The sequence below is a fragment of the Methylovorus sp. MM2 genome (assembly GCF_001648895.1).
Taxonomy (GTDB): Bacteria; Pseudomonadota; Gammaproteobacteria; order Burkholderiales; family Methylophilaceae; genus MM1.
On sequence record NZ_LXUF01000001.1, the window covers coordinates 453,420 to 477,480 of the forward strand.

Consider the following 24,061-nt stretch of genomic DNA (forward strand, 5'->3'; position numbering starts at 1 on the left):
CTGTTATCCTGCAATTACTCCCATTCCAGCGCAGGGTATAGCATATTCACATTTCGCCGATTGACGATATCAAACAGCACCCATTTGCTCTTTTCTGAGGTAGCTGCTGTATCCATGGTTTTTTCCATCATCTCTCCTTTTTTAATGCTTGCGCGAATATCGTTCAGTAATATATTCAGGTACTGCTGTTCTTTATCTAACGCTGCTTTGACATCCTTGGTTGGCGTACCATGCCCGGGTACGACTTGTTTTGCGTCTACTGACTTCAGCTGATCAATCACGGATAGCCAACCTTTGATATCGCCATCAACGGATGGCGTGCGCTCGATAAAGAGTAGATCGCCAGTCCACAATGTCGCTGTTTTGCTATCCAGCACGGTGATATCTGTATTCGTATGTGCGGTGACATAAGCCGTCAAAATAAGTGGCCTACCCCCCAAATCAAGCTTCAGTGTTTTTTCTACCGTTTGCGTAGGCTTAACCACCTGATTGTTCTGTTCACTAGCAGCAAAATCTGCGCCTAGCCATTCTTTATTTAAGCGCAGATAAGCATCTTTGCGTAACTCCATCGCATTGGCTAATTTTGTGTGACCGACAAATGCCGGATGGTCGTCCACAAATGCTTCATTGCCTAAGATGTGATCCGGATGGATATGGGTATTGATGACATAGAGGATGGGCAAAGGCGTGATGTTTTTAATGGCTGCGCGTAGCTGTTTGCCAGTCTGTAGGCTGCCGCCAGTATCGATGACTGCGACGCCTTTCTTGCCCACAATAAAACCTATATTGCTGATATCGCCGTGATAGCCTTCTGACAGGTCTTCGTGCACACCTTGATGTACGTAGACCCCGCTCGCGATCTCATTGACCGAAAAGCTATCTGCAAGCGCTGAGGTTGATAACAGCAGCAGCGTAATAAAACGGATAATCAATGTCATGATCGAGCTTCTCCTCTCGCCTCTTTGCAAGCAGGCATGTTTTTTGCGCTCTTGCTAAAATTCAGCGCAATTTCTTATCAGCCCATTATGACATTTTAATCTGCATGTTCAATGCGTTTTACCTTATACAATAATGGAACTTGAAACGGATGTGAGCGTCTGAACGATAGTCTTACTCAATTAAGATGATGTTCAATAAAAAATGATTGGAGAAGGAATAATGCAAGAAAACCTAAAACTCAAACTATTGGCGGCCTGTATCGGCGTGATGTTTTCCGCCCCCCTCTTGGCAGCGCCAATTGCTTATTCCACAAACGAAAAAGCAGGCACGCTTTCTGTGATCGATACACAAAAGGATGAAGTGATCGATACGTTTAAAGTCGGTGAGAAACCACGTGGTGCGGCTGTTAGCCATGATGGAAAGTTTATCTTTGTCAGTGACCAGCCAAAAAATGCATTGTTAGTCATTGATTTGGAAAATAAATCTGTCGTTGATACGATTAAATTAGAGGCCTCACCTGAAGGCGTGAGTATCTCCGCTGACGGTAAATGGATTGGTGCCGCTAACGAAGAAGATAACAGTGTCTCAGTGATTGATACTACGACCCACAAACTAGCCTACAAAGTCAAAATGCAAGGGGATAACCCGGAGCATGCGGAATTCAGCCCCAATGGTAAATGGATGTATGTGAGTGCTGAAGAATCAAAATATGTTGATGTCGTTGATCTGACAAAGCGTAAATCGATCAAGCTAGTTGAAGTGGGTAACCGTCCACGCGGCATTGGTTTCTTGCCAGATAGCTCACGTGTCTATGTAGCAAACGAGCTTTCAAGCACAGTGTCTGTACTGGATACCAAAACGCATAAAGTGATTGCTAGTATTCCTGTCGGTTTGCGTTCTAATGGCGTAAAAGTGCTGCCTGATGGCAAAAAAGTGTATATTTCCAATGGTGGCGATGGTACTTTATCCGTGATCGATACCGCGACAAATAAAGTGACTTCAACCATCACTGTCGGTAAGCGCCCATGGAATATGGACATTACCCCTGACGGCAAGAAATTGTATGTTGCCAATGGTAAATCCAACTCGGTCTCTGTCATTGATACAGCAACGGATACGGTGCTAAAAGAAGTGACGGTAGGTGATACGCCTTGGGGTGTGTTTGTACGTTAATTGAAATATCCGCAAAGTGTCACTTATAGTCACTACAATACTTTGCGGCTTGTTAAGGTAATTGCATGACAGCTACCAATCGCTATACCAACACTGCAATCGTGCTGCACTGGCTTATCGGCTTTGGCATACTGGCGATGTTTGCTTTAGGTTGGTACATGAGCGACCTACCTAAAGAATCAGGCAAGCTCGCAAGTTATGACCTATTCGATCTTGGTGTCTATACCGTGCAATTGTCTGAGGCCATTTCTCCGCGCACCTTTTATTTCAATTTGCATAAATCAGTAGGTTTTAGCTTACTTTTTCTGATTATGTTCAGGTTGTATTGGCGATTCACGCATCAACCGCCTGCACTGTTGAGCAGTATGAAAAGTTGGGAGAAAACGCTTGCCCATGCCGGGCATCACACATTGTATTTGCTTATGCTGGTCATGCCTCTTACAGGGCTAATCATGACAATCTATAGTAAATATGGTTTGAAATGGTTTGATATCCCTCTGATCGGTGGATTAGATAACGCACCATTGAGAGATCTTTTTAAAGAAGCGCATGAGCTTGTAGGCCTGATATTTATTGCAGTGATTGCCTTGCACATTGCGGCTGCGTTAAAGCATAAGATCATCGATAAAGATGAGACCTTGAAGCGCATGTCATTGCATGGCTGATGCTAGAAAAGTATGAAAAAGAAAGGCGCCTGTTTGGCGCCTTTCTTTTTGGGCGTTAATTCTTTATGTTTAATTCATGTGAAAATTTACCGCCCTCATTGTCTTCAGCTTTGGCTTCAAGTAAGCCGGGCTTTGCGGGAATAAAATCAAAACGCAAGTAAGGGTCTTCACTTGTACCGACACCAAAATCTACATCCATCAACGGCTGCTGGTTATAAGTGAAATTGACTTTATTGATATAAAAGGCAGGTTTGAAACCTTGCGAGACAAGGTCTCGTTGTAAGCCAGTAAACATCGGGTGTTTGATGATAAACGTAGCAGGGGTTATGTCACCGAATTTGACAGGTGATTCGACTTGCAGTTTGATCTTGCCCGCCGCCGCGCGTATCGCTGTGTCATCACCATCTACTGCACCGCCACAGCCACCTGAAGCGCGTATCGTTGTCGAGGCCACATAGAGTTTGCCATCAGCTGTTTCGCCTACTACGTGAATGAAAGAGTCCGTTTCTAGGCGAATACGTGTAGAGAGTTGAAGTTTGCCTAGTGCCTCATGCAAATGATATGTCGCTGCTAGTGGAATAGGGTTGGCATCGACGATGACGTAAACGTTTTTGATCGCATCGGCATCTGTCTGCGATTTATCTATCGTGAGCGTGACAGGAACCTGCGCACCACTTTCTGCACGACGAGGGCCTGTGATTTTCATGAAATCGGCATCTGCTATCGTGCGCTTGGCAAAGAATGCCTCTTTGACTACAGGCCAGAGTTTATCTGAAGCTTCTGCCGCAGCTCTATTGCTGAAGCATGCCAGTAATACACTAACTATCAGCAACTGATAGATGAATGATCTTTTTTGCATGATGCTCTTCTCCTCAATGCGGGCTGATTTTTTGATTTGCAGCTTTTTATTCTGAATATGATAAATCCAGCTGAGCCTTCTTGCTACCAATACTTATGTACTGTGTGGCTAATCAATAGAGATTAAGACATCATGGCGATTCACATGTCCTATTTAGAATCTGTAATTGGCATTTAAGCCAATGAGCCAGTTTCTGCCTGCGGCAGGTTCAAAGGAACGCCCATTTGTATAATCATTAAGTTTGACTGAGCCGATGTAATCTTTATCGAATATGTTCTCAATGCGGGCATATTCACTAAAGCGCCAATTCGCAAGCTTCTGCTCAAAACCTGCTCGAATATTGAATATCGTATATGAAGGGGCGGAGTCTGTATTTAAGTCATTCACATAAGACTTACTGTTGTGCCGTGCCTCGAAAGCTGTACGAAAACCTGTGGGCGTATGTTTCCATGCGGCCTCACCGTATATTTGAGTATGGTAAGTGCCTGGAATGACATTGCCAGCTTCAATCAAGCCCGAGTTGTTAGTGAAATCTGAGTCGAACTTTGCGTTCAGCAATGTATACGCGCCGAATAAGGTTATATTGTAGGGAAGCTTAGATTCAATCGAGGCCTCTGCACCGTTTCGCTTTGTTTTATTCGCATTGGTATAACTGGTAATGCCACTCGAAACATTGCTGACGATAATTTCATCATCGGTCAATGTTTTGAATATGCTTAGATTTGCAATAGTGTTATCGGAAAGAAACGCTTTTGCCCCAATTTCCATATTACGACTTTCGCTAGGCTTTAGACCTAAGTTGGGCGTGCTAGTCGCGGCTGCATTACGATAAGCTACTTCGACAAAAGTCGGTGTTTCAAAGCCTTTGCCATAGTTTGCATATAGGTTAAACAGGGGCGTGACTTTCCATATTGCACCAAATACGGGTGTAGTTTTTTGATAGGTAAGATTGCCGCTGTTATCACCGCCTACCGCCAACAGATTGTCATCAATTTCTAGACGTATTTTTGTGTGGCGTACACCTGCATGTAAATCAAGATTTTCCAATACTGACCATTTCGCTTGGGCATATTGATCAAAGTTCTTGGCAGTGTCTTTCTCGTTACGGTTTAATACATTAATTGGCGCACCTCCCAGCAGAATATTCGTGTCTGTCCTGTCATCCGTTGATTTTCCGTAAGCTGTGCCTAGGCTGAAGGTATAGGGTTTTTCAAGGAAGCTACCTTTGTTATCCCAGCGGATATCCGTGCCATAAAACTCACGTGCAATCTTGCTCGCACGTGCATTCGTGCCAAGGGCATTGGTTGAAAGTATCTGCAGATTATCTCTTGTGCCTACATAACTAATAAATGTGAGTGAATTATCGGAGTTAATGGCATGCTCAAGATTGAACCCCACTTGCGTATTAGATCGGCTAACGCGAGTATTAGCATTGATTGCAGCGGGAACCACACTTTTGGGGTTGCTAAAAGCCATTGCCCTTGTTGACCCTAGTGGGTCGTCCGCATCCTGATCAAACCAATTGACCAACGTAGTGAGCTTGGTATCCTCATTTAGGTTGATCTTGAATTTTGCCGTGCCTTGTTCTTTCTGGTTTGCGCTGTGGTCACGGTAGCCATCTGACTTATAATTAGAATAGTTCACCAGATATTCAATTCCCTCAGATGTGCCAGCAGCACGAACTGATTCCTTTTGCGTACCATAACTACCAAACATGACGCCACCTGAAATCTCAGGGGTCTTTGGTGCATTCTCGGTTAGCATTTGTACGACACCACCGGAAGAGTTGCCGTAAAGTGCAGAGAAGGGGCCGCGCATCACTTCGATACCTCTCACAACATCAAGATCGACATTGCCCGGTTGGCCTTGGCCATCAGGCATGGTGAGCGGGATGCCATCAACATATACACGTACACCACGTACACCAAATGCAGAACGGGCGCCAAAACCGCGAGTGGATATCTGTGGGTCTTGCGCCATTTGTGTTCGATTTTGTGCAGTGATGCCGGGAACGCGAATCAAGCTTTCAGATAAGGTCATGCCTAATTGACCATCCTGAATCTGATCTTTTCTGACTAGATCGATTGCGACTGGGAGATCAAAACTCTTTTGCCCGATACGTGTGGCGGTGACGACCACTGGCGCGATGACTGATGTGTTTTCTTCATCGGCTGCAAAAGCATTATTTGCAACGCTAAAAGTACCCAATATTGCGATTGGTAAAAGTTTCTTGGCCAGCATGTTGATCTCCCTGCGTATCTGTACTTTGCAGATACAATTAGTTACATAAGGCCGCGAGCTTATTGGAAATGCGTTGAATTGAACATAGTGATTTTCATGAATTTATTTGGTATTTTCGAGAATGTGACGATATCGATACAAACTGACGAGATGGTTATGCCGATTGTTTGTACTAAATGATGCCTTCAAGAATCTGTACCTGAACGGTGGCACCAGCTTCCAGATTACCCGTGTCTGCATGCAGTACGATAAAACAATTAGCCGTAGACATGGAACTGAGTATGCCAGAGCCTTGATTGCCGGTTGGTTTTACTTTCCAGATGCCGTCATCATCAGTAAATAATATGCCCCGCTGAAATTCTGTACGGCCTTTGAGTTTTCTGATCTCTTCGGTGCAACTTACATTCAACAATGGAAGTGGGGTGGGCGATGGTTGCCCCATCAAGTAGAGCATGGCTTCCCGCACAAATTGGTAGAAAGTCACCATGACTGCGACAGGATTTCCGGGTAACCCAAAATAGTGGGCTTGACCTACTTTGCCATAGGCTAATGGTCGGCCAGGCTTCATGGCAATCTTCCAGAAAACGACTTGTCCCATTTTGGCGAGCAGCTCTTTCATGAAGTCAGCTGCACCTACAGATACGCCGCCACTGGTAATGATGACATCTGCTGCCGCTGCGGCATTCACCAAGGTTTGCTCTAGCATCTCAGGGTTATCGCCGACAACGCCCATATCGATCACTTCAACGCCTAAGCGCGTTAACATGCCATAGAGTGTGTAGCGGTTACTGTCATACACTTGCCCTGTTTTTAACACTTGGCCAATGCTGACCAACTCATCGCCTGTAGAGAAAAAAGCGACCCGCAATTTACGATACACATTAATTTGACCTACCCCAAGCGAAGCAAGCAGGCCCAGATCAGCGGCTTTGATGACATGCCCAGCCCCCAATACCACTTGGCCGATCTTCAGGTCTTCACCTGCATACCGTACATTCATCCCTTGTTTTGGGTTTTCGCTAAAGCTGATAGATTCTTCTGATATGGTGACGCGCTCTTGCGCGATGACGGTATCTGCCCCTTTAGGCAGTACGGCACCAGTCATGATACGAACACATTCACCCTGAGCAATTACACCTTCGAACGCATTGCCAGCAAAAGCGGTGCCGATGATGTGCAAACGGGATTCACCTGTTTTGGCGACATCATTTGCATTGAATGCATAACCATCCATCGCCGAGTTATCGTGGTTGGGTACGTTGGATTCGCTAATGATATCTTCTGCCAGTACACGGCCTAAAGCGCTATGTAAGGTGATATTTTCTTTTTCTGATACAGGGCTGAGATACTCGCGTATATATTTGCGTGCCTGATTCACCTGCATGGAGTTAGGATCGTAATCATCCTGACAGCTGGCATTGTTTACGAGTTCGGAAATCGATTTTGTACTCATATCTTTAGGTTAATTTTCTGCGTTCGATGTGTCTTTGAGCCAGTGCTGGATAAAGTCAGCAACAATAGGGGGATCATTTAAGTCAAGTATTGGTAATGGAGTATGAATGGCATCATCACATGCAATAGCAATGATGTCTTGATCGGTGTTCGCAAGTAAGGGCATATTCAAGCTTGGGCGATGGATCTCTATCTTGGCGATATGCGCATACTTAAAACCTTCCACCAGTATCAAGTCTACCAAACTCATATCTATATTCGCTATCAGTTCGGGCAGGTCTGGTTCATGGGCTGCATATTTTTCGGTTCGACTAAGCTCTGTCATTAGTGCCCAGCGTTGGCTTGAGGCTACCAATGTTTGCACGGCACCTGCTTCGCGTAAGCGGTAGCTATCTTTACCCGGCTTATCGATATCAAAATTGTGATGCGCATGTTTAATGATGGATGTACGAATCCCAAGTTTGGCGAGCTCGGGAATCAACTTGGTTAGTAGCGTAGTTTTCCCCATGCCGCTACTTGCGGCGCAAAAGCCGAGGATGGGTAGCGCATTATTCATTCAGGGATATGGCTCGGCTTAAGTATTTTCTAGCACCGATAGCTCATCTTTTGTATTGATGTTGCTAAAGGCTCGTAGGTTATCGTCGAATGCAACGGTGACATATTGCAGTGAGTTTTGCCAGGTTTCAACTTTACGTCCACCATTGTTGAGATAGGTTTCCAGGCTAGGTATCAAATGCCTACGATATAAACAGAATACAGGCTGTAACTGGTCGCCTGTTTTTGCAACGGCCAAGTCTGCATCATGTCTGGTTAATGCATCCATCAATCGATCAGCAAGATTGTTTGGCAGTAGTGGAGCGTCGCATGGCACAGTGAGAATATAGGCATCTTTACTGCTCAGCATGCCTTGATGCACGCCTGCCAAGGGGCCTGAAAAATCCGGCATGTCGTCTTCAATGACAGGGTAACCCAAAGTCTGATAGCGCTCTATCTCGCGGTTCGCGCTAATCATCACGTGATCTACCTGTACAGCCAGCCTTTGGATCACGTGCGCAATCATGGGTTTTTGGTTGAAGATAACCCAGCCTTTATCTACACCACCCATCCTGCTGCCTTTGCCGCCTGCTAGAATTAATCCGGTAATGCTCATGACTTAAGCTTGAAATACGCAGCAAGGGGCATCAACATTTAGCCGCCCGTCATCGACATAAAACGAATCACCGATGGGGTTGCCCGCTTGATATCAAAATCGTGACCTTTCGGTTTGATCGTCATGGAGTTAACAATCGCATCAATAAGCGGTTGATCATCATGCGGGTATTGCCTTAACAGCGGCATGAGGTCTATTTTGCTTTCTTGCCCCAAACACAGGTAGAGCTCGCCCTTGCAGGTGATGCGCACCCGATTGCATGACTCACAGAAATTATGGCTATGGGGCGATATAAACCCAACGCGCGTATTTGTATGCGGTATGCGCCAATAGTGCGCCGGCCCACCTGTAGATTCGGTACTGCTGATCAGGTTGTGATGATCTTTTAATAACTTCAACGTGGCATCATTGCTGACATAGGTGCTATCTCTTGTATGGTCGACTTCTCCCAACGGCATCTCCTCTATGTAGGAGATATCGATTTCTTGCGCAATAGCAAAGTCTAATAACGCCAATGCCTCATCATCATTAATGCCGCGCATCAACACCGTATTGAGTTTGATATTCTCGAAGCCTGCTTGCTTTGCAGCTTCAATCCCCCGTAATACTTTAGAGAGTTCACCTACGCGTGTGATTTTACGAAAACGGGTTTCGTCTAGACTATCTAAGCTGATGTTGATACGTTTTACGCCCGCTTTTTTTAGCGCCTGCGCCTGATGTTCAAGTTGTGAGCCATTCGTCGTCACCACTAATTCACGCAACCCGGGTAGGTGACCAACCTCTTCAAATAACCATAATGCATTCTTGCGCACGAGGGGCTCACCACCAGTGATCCTTACCTTGCTCACTCCCAAGTCTACAAATACTTTCACCAAGCGGGCCGATTCTTCAAGCGATAACACTTCATCTCTCGGCAGAAATGTCATGTCTTCACTCATGCAATACACGCAACGGAAATCACAGCGATCAGTGATCGAGAGGCGAATGTAATCCACCTTGCGACCAAAGCTGTCAATCAGTGTTGCTGGCGGCATTACATTTTTGCGCATGGCAAAGCGTTTATCATGTGAGTTAAGGCTTTCAATTTTATGACTTTCAACTTGCATGTACAATCAGAAATATACTTTTCTTGATGACTTGTTTATTTAAGACAGCTTGGATCGTATTTAATTTAATAACCTGATATTTTTCTTGGTGTGTATTCATGACTGCAAAGCTTAAGATTCGAATCTCGCATGGTAGTTTTACGGCAATCGGCCCTGGTAAAGCGGATTTGCTGGAAGCCATTAATGATTGCGGTTCTATTTCAGCTGCAGCCAAGAAAATGAACATGTCTTATCGGCGCGCTTGGGAACTAGTTGATGCCATGAACCGCTGTTTTCAAGAACCGCTAGTGGCCACATCGTTGGGTGGCGCACATGGTGGCGGTGCACAGGTGACAACCTTTGGTTTCCACATTCTTAAATGTTACCGAGACCTGATTTCAAAAACGCTGGTCGCGGCTGAGTTTGAGCTGAACGAGATTAATGCACGTCTAGTACCTCTAGCGTAATTTATCCCTAGCTAGTCTGTTTGGGCTAGCCCATTTAAGTCACTCTGTTTAATCACGCTTAACCATAGAATTTAGAATCCTAGGATTCAGATTGACATTTATCGTTATTCCCATTTAAATATAGCGAAATTTCTGCCATAGGATTTCTACATGGCGAAACTGCATTTAAATAATAGATTGATTCAAGGGGATATTGTGAATAAAAACCAGCGTTTCTCGAAGTGTGCACTTGCTATAGCCGTAGCGTCTCTATTTCCAATCACTACATACGCAGCAGATTTAGACCCAGAAACGCGTATCAAGCAGCTGGAACAGATGATGCAGCAAATGCAACAGCAACGTGCCGAGCAAGACAAGCAGATCGAGTTGCTAACAAAAGAGCTGGTGGGTATCGAACAGCAAGTCAGCCAGTCCAAGATCGTTAAGTCTGAAGAGAAAGGCAAAAGCGAAGGTAGCCCTGTTTATGCAGCGTTCAAAGACGGCTTAGTTTTCGATGACGCGAGTGGCAATTGGAAATTGCAGATCAATGGTCGTATACAGGCAGACTATCGGGATTATGCAGATAGTGATTGGAGAAAGGATACTTTCAGCATTCGTCGCGCACGTTTTGGCGGCACATTTACGTTCCTCAAGGATTACGCGGTTCGTGTAGAGGGCGAGTACGCAAATGCGAATGACGGTTCCAAAGGTACTACTGCATTGACTTATGGATACCTCGATATCAATTGGTGGAAGCAGGCCAAGATTCGCATCGGTCAATTTAAACCATTCTTTGGACTTGAGCGTCCGTTTAGCACCAACTTTACCGACTTTACTGAATTGTCACTTGCCACAAATAACGGTGCGATATTTAACTCGACTTATGATCGCGGCATCATGGTATTTGGTGATCCATTGCCTTGGGTGAACTACAACGTTTATGCAGTGAACGGAACAGGTCAGAATAATGATGAGTTAAACAATACAGCGACTAATGCTGGCGTGGTAACCAAAGTAGATAACACCAAAGACGTGGGCTTACGCGTGAATGCTAACTTGGCAAAGTTGCTGAGCATCGAGAATACAGTGATTCATGTCGGTGCCTCTTATAGTGACGGTAGCGTCGCTTACTCTTCTATGACAGGTACCGGTATTGCACAATCAACTGAGGCAAATGGCGTGTCATTCTTTAATGTGGCTGGTTTACAGAACGCTGATGCTGACCGTAAACGTCAAGGTATTGAAACTGCGCTTTCATATGGCCCTGTCAAACTACAGTCCGAATATATTGTATCTAATCTAAAAGGGACGCGTACAGGTGTGGATTATGATAACGATATCAAGGCTTGGTACGTTAATCTTAACTGGATGCTTACTGGCGAATCCTATGCTGATAGTTACAAGAGCGGTGTATTCGGGCGCATGAAACCAAAAAACAATATGACCATGGCTAAAGATGGCTGGGGTGCGTGGGAGCTAGGTTTACGCTATAGCAAATTCGATGCTTCAGATTTTGAAAACATGTTACCCATTGCCAATGCCGGTACAGCATTTACAGCAAAAGCTGATGCATGGACTGCTGGCGTGAAATGGATCATGAACCCCAATGCACGCATTATGCTGAACTACATCCGTACAGATTTCGATACGCCTATTACGGTTGCGGGTAAACAGGATGACCGCGAAGATGCAATTGTGATGCGTGCGCAATACGATTTCTAATTAGCGTAATTTTTGGTTACAGACTTATGCCGTTCTAGCGCGGCATTTCCTAACATAGTGAATCAGGAAGTGAATATGAATAATAAATTTTTAGCCTATTTATTGTCAGCAATGATGCTTTGTGCATCTTTTGGTGCGCATGCAGAAGATAAAAAACTGACGGTGTTTGCAGCGGCTAGTTTAACGAATGTGTTATCAGAGATCACTGCGCAGTATGAGAAAGAAAAGTCCATCAAAGTGGTGAATTCTTTTGCAGCGTCTTCTGCTCTGGCAAAACAGATTGAAAACGGGGCTCCAGCAGATATCTTTATGTCTGCGGATACTAAATGGATGAATTACCTGCAAGATAAGAAACGTATCGAAATTGACACCCGTACCGATCTTTTAGGTAACCGTCTGGTGCTTATCGCCCCTAAAGGCAAAACATTCAAGGTTGATTTTACTAAGGTATTCGATCTATCAAAAGCTTTCGATGGTCGTTTATGTACGGGGGAGCTTGATTCTGTGCCAGTAGGTATCTATGCCAAGAAAGCATTGAACAATCTGGGCTGGTGGGATGCCATCAAGACCCGCATCGTAGGCACTCAAGATGTGCGTGCCGCACTGGTGTTCGTTGAACGTGGTGAATGCACAGCAGGTATCGTGTATGAAACGGATGCCAAGGTATCGAGCAAAGTAGATATCGTGGGCGTGTTTCCTGAAAGTACGCACGACCCCATTATCTATCCGGTCGCGATGGTCATAAATGGCCAGCCAGCTAGCCTAGATTTTCTGCAATACCTTGTTTCGCCAGCGGTAGGTGAGATATTCTCTAAGTATGGATTCACTTTACTTAAAAAATAATAGCGGTAGAAATAACTACGGCAAAATTAAGCACATCATAAAAGCTGTTATATGGAGCTCTTGAGCTTTACTGCAGAAGAAACCGCAGCGTTATTACTGTCAATCAAAGTAGCGCTGTGGTGTACTGCCGCCATCATTCTTCCCGGGATATTCGTCGCATGGTTGCTTGCCAGAAAATCGTTTTTTGGCAAAACCCTACTCGATAGCCTAGTGCATATGCCGCTGGTTTTGCCTCCTGTCGTACCGGGATTTTTGCTCCTGATTCTATTGGGAAATCAAGGCATGGTAGGAAAATGGCTTAACGAAGTGTTTGGCATCAGCATCGCATTCACTTGGATAGGTGCTGTAGTCGCGTCTGCCGTGATGGCGTTCCCTTTAATGGTGCGCTCAGCGCGGCTAGCGATCACGCTGGTCGACCAGAAGTTGGAATATGCTGCCCAAACACTCGGGGCAAGACCTTTACGTGTATTTTTTACCATCACTTTGCCATTGGCTCTGCCTGGTATATTAACCGGGCTGATTCTTGCGTTTAGTCGTAGCCTTGGTGAGTTCGGTGCAACCATAACCTTTGTCGGCAATATTGAGGGCGAGACACGTACCCTACCTTTGGCTATTTATACTTATACGCAGGTTCCCGGTGGTGATGAGCCAGCCATCCGGCTTGTCATCCTGAGCATGGTCATCGCACTTTCCGCGCTGATCGCCAGCGAATTTCTTGAGCGCAAAATGACGCAACGTATCAGGGTCAACAGCAATGATTGATATCGATATGACGTTGCATCGGGGAGGATTCACGCTTGATGCCAAATTAAACCTTAGCGAATCTGTCGTTGGCTTATTTGGCCCCTCTGGTTCTGGCAAGAGTACGCTCTTGTCGTTGATGTCTGGACTGGTTAAGCCAAACAGCGGGCACTTTGTAATAGACGGCGAGCGCTTGTTCGACAGTCGCCTCGGTATAGATACTCCCATTCACCAGCGGCGAGTTGGGCTAGTGTTTCAAGAGAGCCGGTTATTTCCGCACATGTCTGTGCGGCATAACTTGTTATATGGCTTTAATCTACTCACCAAGAAAGAGCAGCGATTTGGCTTCGACCAGATTGTGGATTTGCTCGAACTCACTAGTTTGCTTGAACATAAGCCAGACCAGTTATCCGGGGGGCAAAAACAGCGTGTGGCGTTGGGGCGTACATTACTGACCTCACCAAGATTATTGCTGTTAGATGAACCTTTAGTTGCACTGGATGTGAGGCTAAAAGATCAGATATTGCCTTTTCTCCGTCGCGTGAAAGAAGAGATTCAAATTCCGATGGTATATGTCAGTCATTCCATCGATGAGATTCTTTACCTCACGCAATATATGGCGATTATCGATCAAGGAAAGATGCTTGGCGTCGGTAATTTTCATGAAGTTGTGCATGATCAGCGCGTGCTGTCACTAGCGCACTCGCTTGGACTTGAAAATGTTCTGCATGCAATCATTACCGAGCAACATGAAGCCTTAGGTTATTCGATTGTGCAATATGGCTTACAGGAAATATGCATTCCACTAAGTCAAGGTGCGGTAGGTGGGGAGGTTTCATTGTCCGTTGCAGCTTCGAATGTCGCTTTATCGAATAAGAAGCTTGAGCATGTGACGATACAGAATCAAATTCTAGGTACCATCACTGCCATCGATACCATTAGCCATCGTGCACTAGTCTCAGTAGATGTCGGGGGTAACACCATCATTGCAGAGATATCTGCAAAATCTATTCAAGACATAGACCTTAAAGTGGGTAACAAGACGTACTGCCTGATTAAGACACAGGCAATACGTTGTTATGATATTTAATATTTATTCGGTTTGCGTGTTTTCAGTACGCTGATAGAGTCGGAAATTCTCACGTCTATCGGCCGCACGTTTGCCTTGCCAGATGAGTTTCCAATCATCGCCAAGTTGCAGCCTGTTTCTGCCACGCTCATCCTGAATCAGGTAGATATCGCAACGGGTCTGTTGTGCAGATTCAGCTTTTGCTCGGAGATTCGCATGGTAATGCAGTAGGGCATGCTGTGCACTGCCTAAACCATTGCTTGCTATGCAGGTGTAATGCGCAGGGAGCGTGCTTTCGATTTTCGCCATGACAGGCGCATAGCTTTTGGCGGAATCGATCCATGGCAGCCATAGCGTCATTAATAACGTCCATGCCATTGTGATTCCTACGGCCCAGTCGGTTACGGCTGCCCGATTAGAGCGCTTGGCCTTTACTACTACTAATAGCCAGATCATGGTCACGATCAATGCAGCAGCCAGGCTTGCCCAGTGAACGCTTGTATCTTGGGAGGCCGAAAGCACTTTCATGCGTTCAGCAAGCTTTGCCGGGTAATTGGTCAGCATCGCGATCCAGCCTAACCAGATCAGGAATCCAATTATCCCGAAAAGTATCAGCCCGAACCAATTGAGCGCACCTGCGGCACCACGTTTTAATGTTTCCACACTACCACCAGCCAATACGGCAAGTGGCAGTAGCAATGGTAATGCAAATATCTCCCGCGAATCGGCCCCAAACCCGATCACAATAAGATTTATGGCAAAGAAAATGATCAATAATTGAAATCTTGGTTTTTGCAGCAAGTTTGTACGGTATCGCCACAGGCCCCAAAGGGCCAGTGGCAATGCTGGCCATGAGAACCATGCCAATGTCTTAATAAAATACAGATGGTTGAATTGATTGAATTGCGCCCAGCTGGCATACCACCAGTGAGTGAATGCTTCGGGTGAGAAATACCAGCACAGGGCTGGCCAAATCAATAACCAGGGCGTTGCTGCTATTGCACTTAACCCCAATACAATAGCATAGCTTTTGCTGCGCCATTCAGTGAATAACACAGGTAATAATAGCGCCGTTGCCACTATGCTTAGTGAGCTGATCAAGCCTGTTGATAGAAAGCTGATGCCGATCCCTGTACCCAGTAAAACACTGGCGCGAAATGGCCGTCGTTTCGCCAGTGCCAATGCATATAAGCCCATCGCAGCGCCTGTCAGGTCTGCAACCTCGGGCATCAATAAATGTGCAGATACGACTAAGCCAAGTGAGCTAATGAATATGAAGGTGGTTTGGCGCCCTGTACCTTTTCCCCATAACTCTCGCCCCAACATGCCTACCATCAGCAATGTGATCGCCATCCAGAAGCCCGAGGCGATGCGCGCAGCATCATGCATAGGTAGAATAGGTGAAAGCAGTTTTGCAAAACCCGCAGCACTTAAATAGTAGAGGGGCGGGTTCTCTATGGATGTTTGACCGGCTGCAATCGGGGTGAGCAAACCACTGCCATGCGCCATGGATTTGATAATGCTAATCGATTGAGATTCGTCGGGTTTCCATGGGCTATGGCCAATTAAGCCCAAGCAGACCCAGACGATACACAACATGATCAGTAAGCGCGTTTTTGCGTTCTCGCCGATCTTGGCGCGTGGAGTAGATAACTGGCCTTGCCAGTCGTGTTCAAGTTCAAATGCCATTTTTTGCCTTATCGTTCAGCGTGGCAGACATCAAGATGGTGTACATAGGTAAATCTGCTTGTTCAAGCAATGCACTATTGCCGATGCACATGGCGTTATTTTAGACGACCTTCTTAATCAGTAAAATAAAAAAGGCAGCCATGCTGCCTTTTTTACCATACTCATCATGAAGACGAGCATCAAAATTACATACCGTATTTTTGGCGGAATTTCTCAACGCGACCAGCAGTATCCAGAATCTTCTGTTTGCCTGTATAGAACGGGTGAGATTGTGATGAAACTTCAATCTTTACCAAAGGATATTCATTGCCATCAGTCCACTTGATTTTGTGGTTAGTTTGAATGGTTGAACGTGTAACGAACGTGAAGTCAGCGCTTACGTCTTGGAATACCACTTCGCGATATTCTGGGTGAATGTTTGGTTTCATAATTTTTACCTTAGTCTAGCCGGATTGTGCGGCAAATATTGGTTCGCAACTGTAATTTGCGAAAAGCCGAGATTATATTGATTTAATTGCGCTTTTGCAAATCACGATTGATGCATCATTAAAATTTCAGTGATTCAATTGTGCGTTCTAAATTAACCGCGGCGCATTGAGTCAAAGAAATCCGCATTGTTCTTGGTTGCCTTGATCTTGTCGAGCAGAAACTCCATGGCTTCCAAGTCGTCCATCGGGTAGAGTAACTTACGCAGTACCCAGATTTTTTGCAGGATATCTTTTTCTATCAATAGCTCTTCGCGGCGTGTACCGGATTTATTGACGTGAATAGCCGGGTAGATACGTTTTTCAGCCATGCGGCGGTCAAGATGGATTTCCATGTTGCCTGTACCCTTGAACTCTTCATAGATCACATCATCCATGCGTGAGCCGGTATCGACCAATGCAGTAGCGATAATAGTCAGTGAACCGCCTTCTTCGATATTACGTGCGGCACCGAAGAAACGTTTTGGGCGTTGTAGCGCGTTTGCATCCACACCACCCGTCAACACCTTGCCTGAGGCTGGTACGACGGTATTGTATGCACGAGCGAGGCGGGTAATCGAGTCAAGCAAAATAACAACATCTTTTTTGTGCTCAACCAAGCGTTTGGCTTTTTCCAATACCATTTCAGCTACTTGTACGTGACGCGTTGCCGGTTCATCGAACGTAGATGCAACGACCTCCCCTTTTACTGAGCGTGTCATTTCAGTGACCTCTTCAGGACGTTCATCAATCAATAGTACGATGAGGATAACGTCTGGGTGATTCGCTGTGATCGCATGCGCAATGTGCTGCATCATGACGGTTTTGCCGCTTTTTGGGCTCGCAACGAGTAGTCCGCGCTGGCCTTTGCCGATTGGGGCGATCATATCGATCACGCGGCCTGTAATATTTTCTTCACCACGAATGTCGCGTTCCAATACCAAAGGCTTGGTCGGGAATAATGGTGTCAGGTTTTCGAACAGTATCTTGTGTTTGGTATTCTCTGGCGGTTCGCCGTTAACGCTATCTACTTTTACTAAGGCAAAGTAACGTTCGCCATCTTTTGGCGTTCTGATCTCGCCCTTGATCGAATCACCTGTATGCAGGTTAAAACGACGAATCTGGGATGGAGATACATAGATGTCATCAGGCCCGGCAAGGTAAGAGGTATCGGGCGAGCGTAAGAATCCAAAGCCATCCTGCAATACTTCCAGCGTACCGTCGCCAAAGATGCTATCGCCTTTTTTGGCCTTGTTCTTCAACAAGGCAAAAATCAGGTCCTGTTTGCGGATCCGGCTTGCGCCTTCGATCTCGTTGGCAATGGCCATTTCGACTAATTCGGTTACGGGAAGGTGCTTTAGGTCTGATAGATGCATAGAGAGGACTCGCTGAAAATCGAAGCTGCTAAGGGATTGGGTGAATTACTTGAAGAATTTGAGGGTTTGACTGCTTGTGCGCTATGTTTATTTTGCGCCTGATGACTTGTTCTTAGTATTTATAACTAGAGTAATCAGGCGCAAGCGTAACGGTATTAAATGTTGCTGTCAATAAATGCAGTCAATTGGGATTTTGAAAGTGCACCGACTTTAGTTGCTTCAACATTACCATTCTTGAACAACATCAGGGTTGGAATGCCACGAATGCCGTATTTGGGAGGTGTTTGTTGATTCTCATCAATATTTAATTTAGCAACCTTAAGGCGTCCATCATATTCCTTTGCGATTTCGTCTAGAATAGGTGCAATCATTTTGCATGGTCCGCACCACTCAGCCCAGTAGTCGACAATGACTGGGGTTGATGATTGCAAGACTTCCTGTTCAAAGCTCTCGTCGCTGATATGCGTAATATGTTCGCTCATTGTGGACCTCTAAATTTGAAAAAATGGTAACCCCGACATTGGGGAGGGTGCAATTGCTATTTCGCTATCCTAGCGAAAAAAAATGCTTTAGTGAAGCACTCATCTAGGCATAGATATTGCTGCGATGATATAAGTTTCAATTTTGTGACATGTTTTTCATTGAAGGAACGCTGCTTTAAAGTATGGGCAAGAATATTACAGAGATACTTAATCTCATGCAGAAGAATACGTTTGACGCGAGCGCAGGGGGCGATAGCCATGTGCATGCGTCATATAAGGGCATGCGATTAAGTAGTGCATTCCAGCCTATCTATAGCTTGTCGCATTGTCGTATCGTTGGTTATGAGGGCTTGCTCCGAGCCACCATAGGTGAGGCTGAAACAATTGTGCCTACTGAAGTATTTGGTAGCGCACGTAGTGAGGTCGAGATTGTGCAACTGGATCGCCTATCACGCGCCTTGCATATGCATAATTTTGCCAGTCAGCATGATGATATGAATTGGCTGTTCTTGAATATCGACCCTAAAGTCATCGTGCAGGGTAAATATTACGGTTCCTTCTTTAAAGACCTGCTGGACTATTACGAGATGCCGCCTTCTCGTGTCGTCGTCGAGATCATTGAAGGCGCGATCTCTGATGAGTCGCAACTGTCGGAGTCTGTCGAGTTTTACAAAAAATTGGGTTGTCTTGTTGCGATTGATGACTTTGGTGCCGGACATTCCAATTTTGAACGCATATGGCGCCTCGCCCCTAATATCGTCAAACTTGATCGATCCATGATCGCGCAAGCCGTCGATAATCGTACCGCACGGCGAGTATTACCCGGTATCGTTTCACTGATCCACGAGGTTGGTAGTCTGGTATTGATTGAAGGCGTGGAAACGCTGGAAGAGGCCATGATCGCAATTGAGACGGACGTGGATTTTGTTCAGGGTTTCTATTTTGGTATGCCTGAAGCCAATGTTCTACAGGAAAAACAATCGAAGCAGATCGCTGATTTATTCAGGGATTACCATGACACCATGCCGCAGGAGATGCATTATAAAAAGCTGAGCAAACATATTGCCGCTTTTGCTGAAGTCGTCAGTAAGATGCAGTCTGGCTTTGCCATGGAGCAAGCTTGTCAGGGCTTGCTGGAAATCCGCGGTGTGGATCGATGTTACCTACTTAATCAATATGGTATCCAGATCGGAACGAGCATTGTGGTGCCATCCAGACAAGGTGTGGCAGATATACGCTACCATCCTCTAGCTGATGGTAATGGGGCAAACTGGATTCGACGGCCTTATTTAAGACGGGCATTGAATCGCCCTAAGGAATTACAGCTAACGCGCCCATATCTGTCAATCGCTAACGGGAAATTATGCGTGACAATCTCTATTGCGATTACAGTGCTGAATCAGATTCAGGTGTTTTGTTGTGATGTCGATTGGGAGTAAATCGACTTCCTACAGGTAGCTGAAACCGAATCGCTCAAAACTGGTGGTGCGTTCAATCAGTTTGGTAATCATGATGCGCGAGATTTTGCCGTCTTCATCTAAATCAAGAACGCGTGCCGGACTATATATGCCGCTTGGTGCGATCATCGAAGCAGATTGCTTGAGGGTGTGAACGCTCGGTAAAAGAATCACTTTCTCGAAAATACGTCTATCCGATTTGCATACACCCGCAGCTTTAGCTGCCGGTGCAATCAGATGGGCGCCAATATCAAGCTGCTCTTGTTCGTCGTTGGATACCCAGCGCACCACACCTAATGCCCATGACTGTGCTTTATCATCTTTAACGGCAAGCAGGTCACCTACTCGGATACTATCTTTAGGGTTTGCCAATTTTCTCAGGGCCATGCCGCCTGCGCTGATATTCGTCACCAACCAGCGTGAGGGTATGATCTCTTCAGGTGTTGTCGTTTGTGCGTTCCCTAACGAATATGTTGATAATTCGTCTGTGTTTTCTTCATTAGCTGGGCCAGTGTAATGTTTTTCGCCATGAATAAAGTAATGCACGGCATTGATCCCGACGGCGAGCCTTATTCCGTCACTTTTACGTGAGCGATTGAATATACGTTTTGGCGATGCACCCCAGTGCTTGATGAGGTAAGTCAGCGTGTCAATGTAACGTGGGTCTTTTGCATCGATAGGTAATTCATCAGGTGGGATAGGATTGCCGGATTGAATCAGCTGGATGTGTTTGTGCACCAGCCTTGCCAAGTCAATCGTGATAAGAATGACATCTCCCGGGCCAAGCGGATCCTTGGCATTTTTAATATAGGAGATGGGCGGGTTGTCTGAATTTAGGCTGACCAAAAATATGCCGGCAGGGTTCTCAAGCAACCCTGCATCTTGTAATCGTACATATTTCGCATTGCGTACGACATAATCTTCGACACGTCTGATATCGATAGGGGCTAAGTGCCTAGGGTAGGCCAGAGACATCAGCAAGGCCTGCTTGAAGCTCAGGCTGGGCGTGCTTTTTGTATTTTCCCCTGTAGCCACTTCAATCTCATGTAGGGATTGTTGTACCGCATACAGGTAAAGCTGATTCAGGTCGCCCCATACGCTACTTGGGGTAGCGAAATAGGTCTTGTAGTAGACCATGGCAAGTTGCCCCATGGCTTCAATGGCGCGCTGTAGTATCAGTGCGTTTGTTTTATCGCTATTCAGGCTGAAGAGCTTGTTTTGTTCATCGATCAGTGCAAGCTTATAGCCGTAACCTAACTCCAGCCAGAGTGATTCAGCAGCGCCAGCCAGTGTTTTTGCTTGGGGAGGTAGAGGCAGTGAGGCTTTGCTGTAACTATTCGCCAGCAGTTCGGATATTTGTTTGACCACTACCCGGTAGAGTTCCAGTGCTTTGACACGAGTATCGGGAGAGACTTTCTGGCGATTCAGGATCTCCATCTCTTCAAATAAGGTCGTAGCGGCTTCAAGAGGGTCTGCGATAGGGAGCTTCTCAATAAACTCACTGACTTTCTGCGGACGTGTCTCAGCTGAAATAAGCGGTTTATCTACTAAAGCAGGAATCTTAAGGCGCAACGGCATCAGGCATAGCCTCCAGTATGGATTGGAGAATAGTAAATACTCTCGCGATTTTTGTCACGGTGTATCCGTGCTCATTATTGAGATAATAAGTTGAATGTTAGAATGAACGCCAAGTTTATTTTGAGAATTTGTTATGAAATGGATAGAAAAGTTATTTGAAAGTTTTTTGTGGAATAGCCGCTTTATCATCATTTTGGCTGTCGTAGCAAGCTTGGCCGCTGGTGTGGCGATATTTTACATCGCCACAGTCGATGTTTATTTTCTGCTGCAACATGTGGCGCACTATGCAGATTCAGACTTGACCAATGAAATGCGTAAAACATTGCATGATGATACCGTTTCGCATGTGGTCGAAGTAGTGGATGGATATTTACTGGCCACCATCATGCTGATATTTTCTTTAGGGTTATATGAGCTATTCATCAGTGATATCGACGCTGCACAAGGTAGTAAGGCATCAAGTCGTGTATTGGTGATTCACGATCTGGATGATTTGAAGAACCGATTGGCCAAAGTGATCGTAATGATCATGATCGTGTCTTTATTTGAGCATGCGCTCAAGATGCAAATGACCACCACCGCTGATTTGCTGCACTTTGGCGGCAGTATCGCCTTGATTGGCTTAGCCTTATTCCTGATGCATAAAGGGGAAGAGCATCCTACCGAGAAACCTGCCGTAGAAAAGCATTAGCGGCAATTTAATTAGTGCAAGGCCTGACTTGATGAAAACCTAGTTAGGGGTGGGGATGCTGTTACCATCGGCATCCAGAATGCTGAGCTGATTCTCGTCAGCAAAATGCATCAACTGGATATAGCCTTCCGGGTTCACATCCTTGAGTTTTAAATCAACTGCAAGGCAGCGTACACCATTCACTACGCGTGGTTTGAGATAAGGGGAGTAACGCAACTTGCGATCAGCACCAAAGCTTGCATAAGTGCTGCACATACGGTCAACCCAGTCGCTGGGGCGGAATGGCTTCCCAGCGCGGGTCAGACCTTGAATAATGATTTCTTTAGGTAATGAACTCATCACAGTGCCAATAGGGGATTCAGATTGTGCGAATTATATCAGTAGCTTAATCGGTGTATTCAAAAACCTTGACGACTTTCTGCACATCACTGGTATTGCTAGCGATGTCTACTGCATCTGCCGCTTCTTGATGGCTAACGATACCCATCAGGTAAACGATACCGCCTTCTGTGATGACCTTAACGTAGTTGGTAGGAAAGCGGTTTTCCTTAACCATACGTGCTTTTACTTTTGAAGTGATGTAGGCATCATTATTGCGTTGTGGAAGCGTGCTTTTTTCTTCTACCGTCAATTCATTGGTGATACTTCTGACATTGTCGATAGTTTTCACGACTTGCTCAGCTTTTGCTTTTATCGCTTCTGTTAATGCTTCACCAGTGATCAGCACATTGCGGTTGTAGCTGGTGACATTGACATGGATATTGGCGATGCCGATGTTATCGTTAATGCTTTTTTCAGCCTTGATCTCAATGCCTTCATCTTCGATATAAGTGCCGGATGTCCGGCGGTCTGCGACCATTGCGCCACCCGCTGCTGCACCGCCGACTACCACAGGGATACAAGCTGATAGTTGTGTGGCCAGCGCCGCAGTCAGTAATAGTTTTGTTGTTAAGCGCATTTAATTCACTCCTAATAAAATACAATCGATTGCATCGCATAAGCAATGCAAGGTAAGCATATAGACTTCTTTAACGCGTGATGCGTTGTCATGAGGGACACCAATATGGATATCTGCATCGCCGAGAAGTTCAACTAAGGCGCCGCCATCGCCACCGCTAAAAGCAATTACAGCGATGTCTCGCTCTTTTGCCGCTTGAATGGCTTTGAGGATATTCTTGGAATTGCCGCTAGAGCTAATGACCAGCAGGATATCACCTGCATGCCCGAGTGCCGTGATTTGTTTTGAGAAGACTTTTTCAAAGTCGCCTTGGTTGGCGATGGATGTCAGTGTGGCGTTATCTGCACTCAAGGCAACAGCTGCAAGCCCCGGGCGCTCCAACTCATACTGATGCAACATGCGCGAGGCAAAATATTGCGCCAGTGTCGCAGCACCGCCATTCCCGCATACTAAGACTTTCTTTTCATTGAGCTGTGCTTGTGCGATCAAATCCGCTGCTTTTGCAATGGGGCCTGCGAGCAAGTCAGCCAGCTCTAGTTTTAAACGTCCACTCTCTTCAAAGTGAGTGGCTATGCGAGTGGTTAACTCCATAATCTGAGTATCTTCTTGATTAGATCAGGCATCGAACGCATTACGTATCCATTCAATATCGTGTAGGTCAAAGTTTTTCATCAGGATGGCATCAAAGCGACATGCACTATCACCATGTTGTTGTAAATAATGGGTGGCGGTGAGGATCAGTTTCTTTTGTTTTGCTGGTGTAATGCTATAAGCAGCGCCGCCAAAGTCAGTATTTTTGCGTAAGCGTACTTCAACGAATACGATGGTTTTGCCTTCCCGCATAATGAGGTCGATTTCGCCAAATCTGCATCGGTAATTCGTGCTAACGAGTATCAACCCATGTTGTTGCAAATGAATGGCAGCGAGTTTTTCTGCTTCGGCGCCGGATGATGATGTCTTGTCCTGCGCAATCACTTAGTA

Annotated in this window: 25 protein-coding genes; 9 read left to right on the top strand and 16 right to left on the bottom strand. The window is 45.7% G+C overall.

Annotation, left to right across the window (positions count from 1 at the left end):
- Positions 1 to 14 precede the first annotated feature (14 nt).
- Complete coding sequence (locus A7981_RS02035; RefSeq protein WP_067263314.1) at positions 15 to 938, bottom strand: quinoprotein relay system zinc metallohydrolase 2; 924 nt, start codon at positions 936 to 938, stop codon at positions 15 to 17.
- Between the two features lie 220 nt (positions 939 to 1,158).
- On the opposite strand from A7981_RS02035, the gene A7981_RS02040 reads away from it, so the two are divergent.
- Complete coding sequence (locus tag A7981_RS02040) at positions 1,159 to 2,112, top strand: beta-propeller fold lactonase family protein (protein WP_067263317.1); 954 nt, start codon at positions 1,159 to 1,161, stop codon at positions 2,110 to 2,112.
- A 65-nt stretch (positions 2,113 to 2,177) separates the two neighbouring features.
- Positions 2,178 to 2,777 carry a cytochrome b gene (locus A7981_RS02045; protein ID WP_067263321.1) on the top strand — a complete coding sequence of 200 codons (600 nt, stop codon included), beginning with the start codon at positions 2,178 to 2,180 and terminating at the stop codon, positions 2,775 to 2,777.
- A gap of 55 nt (positions 2,778 to 2,832) precedes the next feature.
- Here A7981_RS02045 and A7981_RS02050 read toward each other — a convergent pair whose 3' ends face one another.
- The 6 genes from A7981_RS02050 to moaA form a co-directional block, all read right to left on the bottom strand.
- Positions 2,833 to 3,636: a quinoprotein dehydrogenase-associated SoxYZ-like carrier gene (locus tag A7981_RS02050; RefSeq protein WP_067263324.1), complete on the bottom strand. Its 804-nt coding sequence runs from the start codon at positions 3,634 to 3,636 to the stop codon at positions 2,833 to 2,835.
- A 153-nt stretch (positions 3,637 to 3,789) separates the two neighbouring features.
- The gene (locus A7981_RS02055) at positions 3,790 to 5,877 is read right to left on the bottom strand and encodes a TonB-dependent receptor (RefSeq protein WP_067263327.1); all 2,088 of its coding nucleotides are present in this window, start codon (positions 5,875 to 5,877) and stop codon (positions 3,790 to 3,792) included.
- A 172-nt stretch (positions 5,878 to 6,049) separates the two neighbouring features.
- Positions 6,050 to 7,330 carry a gephyrin-like molybdotransferase Glp gene (glp, locus tag A7981_RS02060; RefSeq protein ID WP_067263330.1) on the bottom strand — a complete coding sequence of 427 codons (1,281 nt, stop codon included), beginning with the start codon at positions 7,328 to 7,330 and terminating at the stop codon, positions 6,050 to 6,052.
- Positions 7,331 to 7,339: 9 nt separating this feature from the next.
- The gene (gene mobB, locus A7981_RS02065) at positions 7,340 to 7,885 is read right to left on the bottom strand and encodes a molybdopterin-guanine dinucleotide biosynthesis protein B (protein ID WP_067263333.1); all 546 of its coding nucleotides are present in this window, start codon (positions 7,883 to 7,885) and stop codon (positions 7,340 to 7,342) included.
- Between the two features lie 18 nt (positions 7,886 to 7,903).
- Positions 7,904 to 8,479 carry a molybdenum cofactor guanylyltransferase MobA gene (gene mobA, locus A7981_RS02070; RefSeq protein ID WP_067263337.1) on the bottom strand — a complete coding sequence of 192 codons (576 nt, stop codon included), beginning with the start codon at positions 8,477 to 8,479 and terminating at the stop codon, positions 7,904 to 7,906.
- 38 nt (positions 8,480 to 8,517) lie between these two features.
- Positions 8,518 to 9,528, bottom strand: coding sequence for a GTP 3',8-cyclase MoaA (moaA, locus tag A7981_RS02075; RefSeq protein WP_067266384.1), 1,011 nt, complete (start codon positions 9,526 to 9,528; stop codon positions 8,518 to 8,520).
- 155 nt (positions 9,529 to 9,683) lie between these two features.
- Between moaA and A7981_RS02080 the strand changes: the two genes are divergently transcribed.
- From A7981_RS02080 to modC, 5 genes are all read left to right on the top strand, one after another.
- Positions 9,684 to 10,031, top strand: a complete 348-nt coding sequence (locus A7981_RS02080; protein WP_067263340.1) for a winged helix-turn-helix domain-containing protein — start codon at positions 9,684 to 9,686, stop codon at positions 10,029 to 10,031.
- A 150-nt stretch (positions 10,032 to 10,181) separates the two neighbouring features.
- On the top strand, positions 10,182 to 11,732 hold the full coding sequence (locus A7981_RS02085; RefSeq protein WP_067263344.1) for an OprO/OprP family phosphate-selective porin: 1,551 nt from the start codon (positions 10,182 to 10,184) through the stop codon (positions 11,730 to 11,732).
- A gap of 75 nt (positions 11,733 to 11,807) precedes the next feature.
- Positions 11,808 to 12,575, top strand: a complete 768-nt coding sequence (gene modA / locus A7981_RS02090; RefSeq protein WP_067263347.1) for a molybdate ABC transporter substrate-binding protein — start codon at positions 11,808 to 11,810, stop codon at positions 12,573 to 12,575.
- 51 nt (positions 12,576 to 12,626) lie between these two features.
- Complete coding sequence (gene modB, locus A7981_RS02095) at positions 12,627 to 13,337, top strand: molybdate ABC transporter permease subunit (RefSeq protein WP_067263350.1); 711 nt, start codon at positions 12,627 to 12,629, stop codon at positions 13,335 to 13,337.
- Positions 13,330 to 14,406 (top strand): molybdenum ABC transporter ATP-binding protein, encoded by a 1,077-nt coding sequence (gene modC, locus A7981_RS02100; protein ID WP_067263353.1) that lies wholly within the window; start codon positions 13,330 to 13,332, stop codon positions 14,404 to 14,406. Before modB ends, modC begins: the two co-directional genes overlap by 8 nt.
- Before the next feature lie 3 nt (positions 14,407 to 14,409).
- Here the strand turns inward: modC and A7981_RS02105 are convergent, their stop codons facing one another.
- From A7981_RS02105 to trxA, 4 genes are all read right to left on the bottom strand, one after another.
- A complete protein-coding gene (locus A7981_RS02105; RefSeq protein WP_067263357.1) occupies positions 14,410 to 16,074 on the bottom strand; it encodes a glycosyltransferase family 39 protein in 1,665 nt (554 codons plus the stop codon).
- A gap of 185 nt (positions 16,075 to 16,259) precedes the next feature.
- Entirely contained in the window at positions 16,260 to 16,502 is a 243-nt protein-coding gene (locus A7981_RS02110) for a type B 50S ribosomal protein L31 (RefSeq protein WP_067263361.1), read from the bottom strand.
- Positions 16,503 to 16,654: 152 nt separating this feature from the next.
- Positions 16,655 to 17,914: a transcription termination factor Rho gene (gene rho, locus A7981_RS02115; protein ID WP_067263364.1), complete on the bottom strand. Its 1,260-nt coding sequence runs from the start codon at positions 17,912 to 17,914 to the stop codon at positions 16,655 to 16,657.
- A 155-nt stretch (positions 17,915 to 18,069) separates the two neighbouring features.
- The gene (gene trxA, locus A7981_RS02120) at positions 18,070 to 18,396 is read right to left on the bottom strand and encodes a thioredoxin TrxA (protein ID WP_067263369.1); all 327 of its coding nucleotides are present in this window, start codon (positions 18,394 to 18,396) and stop codon (positions 18,070 to 18,072) included.
- 215 nt (positions 18,397 to 18,611) lie between these two features.
- Between trxA and A7981_RS02125 the strand changes: the two genes are divergently transcribed.
- Positions 18,612 to 19,835, top strand: a complete 1,224-nt coding sequence (locus tag A7981_RS02125) for an EAL domain-containing protein (RefSeq protein ID WP_067266385.1) — start codon at positions 18,612 to 18,614, stop codon at positions 19,833 to 19,835.
- 9 nt (positions 19,836 to 19,844) lie between these two features.
- On the opposite strand, the gene A7981_RS02130 is transcribed toward A7981_RS02125, so the two are convergent.
- Positions 19,845 to 21,431 carry a hypothetical protein gene (locus tag A7981_RS02130; RefSeq protein WP_067263372.1) on the bottom strand — a complete coding sequence of 529 codons (1,587 nt, stop codon included), beginning with the start codon at positions 21,429 to 21,431 and terminating at the stop codon, positions 19,845 to 19,847.
- A 133-nt stretch (positions 21,432 to 21,564) separates the two neighbouring features.
- Here A7981_RS02130 and A7981_RS02135 point away from each other — a divergent pair, with 133 nt between their 5' ends.
- Positions 21,565 to 22,122: a YqhA family protein gene (locus tag A7981_RS02135; protein ID WP_067263374.1), complete on the top strand. Its 558-nt coding sequence runs from the start codon at positions 21,565 to 21,567 to the stop codon at positions 22,120 to 22,122.
- Between the two features lie 39 nt (positions 22,123 to 22,161).
- Here the strand turns inward: A7981_RS02135 and A7981_RS02140 are convergent, their stop codons facing one another.
- From A7981_RS02140 to A7981_RS02155, 4 genes are read right to left on the bottom strand one after another with little or no spacing between them, the layout of a single operon-like run.
- Positions 22,162 to 22,461, bottom strand: coding sequence for a DUF3579 domain-containing protein (locus tag A7981_RS02140; RefSeq protein WP_067263376.1), 300 nt, complete (start codon positions 22,459 to 22,461; stop codon positions 22,162 to 22,164).
- Positions 22,462 to 22,507: 46 nt separating this feature from the next.
- Positions 22,508 to 23,080 (bottom strand): BON domain-containing protein, encoded by a 573-nt coding sequence (locus A7981_RS12165; RefSeq protein ID WP_067263378.1) that lies wholly within the window; start codon positions 23,078 to 23,080, stop codon positions 22,508 to 22,510.
- On the bottom strand, positions 23,081 to 23,671 hold the full coding sequence (locus tag A7981_RS12170; RefSeq protein WP_067263381.1) for an SIS domain-containing protein: 591 nt from the start codon (positions 23,669 to 23,671) through the stop codon (positions 23,081 to 23,083).
- 24 nt (positions 23,672 to 23,695) lie between these two features.
- Positions 23,696 to 24,055, bottom strand: a complete 360-nt coding sequence (locus tag A7981_RS02155; RefSeq protein ID WP_254258474.1) for a YraN family protein — start codon at positions 24,053 to 24,055, stop codon at positions 23,696 to 23,698.
- Positions 24,056 to 24,061: the final 6 nt, after the last annotated feature.